The 1,253-nt window shown below is 64.9% G+C and carries 1 pseudogene; it reads right to left on the reverse strand.

What is annotated here, in order from left to right:
* Positions 1 to 1,253 (reverse strand): annotated as a pseudogene (locus YA0848_RS31190) (Tn3-like element TnAs1 family transposase); the annotation flags it as partial.

The raw sequence follows: 1,253 nt of genomic DNA on the forward strand, positions 1-1,253 counted from the left end.
AACTGCTCGTCCAGCAGCTGTAAGCGCTCTTCCAGGTACTGGTCGCTGTTCGGGTTGATCGCCAGGGGCAGGGCCTGTTCCCGCTTGAGCGCGGCGAACTTCTCTGCCGGCAGCAGGTAGTCGTCGAAGTCGCGGAACTGCCGTGAACCCTTGACCCAGATGTCACCGGAGCGCAGGGCGTTCTTCAGCTCGGACAGCGCGCAGATTTCGTAGAAGCGTCGGTCGTGGCCTTCCGGGGTGATCACCAGCGGCTTCCAGCGCGGCTTGATGAAGGCGGTAGGGGCATCCGCCGGCACCTTGCGCAGGTTGTCGGCGTTCATCTCGCGCAGGGTCTGCACGGCCGCCAGCACGCCTTGCGCGGCCGGTGCAGCGCGCAGTTCCAGCACCTCCAGCAGGGCCGGCGTGTAACGGCGCAGGGTGGCGAAGTTCTCGCCGACCAGGTGTAGGTGGTCGAAGCCCTCCGGCCGGGCCAGCAGCTCGGCCTCGCTGACGCTCTCGGTGAATTCGTCCCAGGGAATCACCGCCTCGATGGCGGCGTACGGATCGCTGCCGTTTTCCTTTGCCTCCAGCAGAGCCTGGCCGATCTTCGAGTACAGGCGCACCTTGTCATTGATCGCCTTGCCCTGCTTCTGGAACTGCTGCTGATGCTTGTGCTTCGCGCCGCTGAACAGCTTGACCAGGATGCGGTCGTGCAGATCGACCAACTCATCAATCACAGTCGCGGTGCTCTCCAGCACTACGGCGGCCAGGGTCGCGTAGCGCCGCTGCGGCTCGAACTTGCCAAGGTCTTTGGGCGTCATCTGCCCCCCTTCGCGGGCCAGCTTGAGCAGGCGGTTCTGGTGGATGTGCCGGCCCAGCCCTTCGGGCAAGTCCACCAGCTGAAATGTCTTCAGCCGCTCGATGTGCTTAAGCATGTGCCGAGAGTTGGGTTTCAGCGGTGCCTGGCGCAGCCAGGTCAACCAGGTGATGCTGCTGCCGGCCTTGAGCTTCAGCAGTTCGTCCAGCTTGGCACGGTGCGAGTCCGTGAGTGGTTCGACCAGGGCGCGGTAGACCCGCCGATTAGCCCGCGCAATGGCCTCCGAGCAGGCCCGATCAATTACGCTCAGCGCCGGCAGGATGCGCCGCTTCTGCCGCAGGCTCTCCAGAGCCTGGCTGGCCAGCAGCAAGCCCTTGTCGGTCTGCTGGGCCAACTCGGTCAGCTCGCGCACGAGGTTGCGGAAGTCGGACAGGCCAAACGGGGCCAGTTGCAGGTA

It is taken from the genome of Pseudomonas sp. S4_EA_1b, from assembly GCF_016307435.1.
Classification (GTDB): Bacteria; Pseudomonadota; Gammaproteobacteria; order Pseudomonadales; family Pseudomonadaceae; genus Aquipseudomonas; species Aquipseudomonas rhodesiae.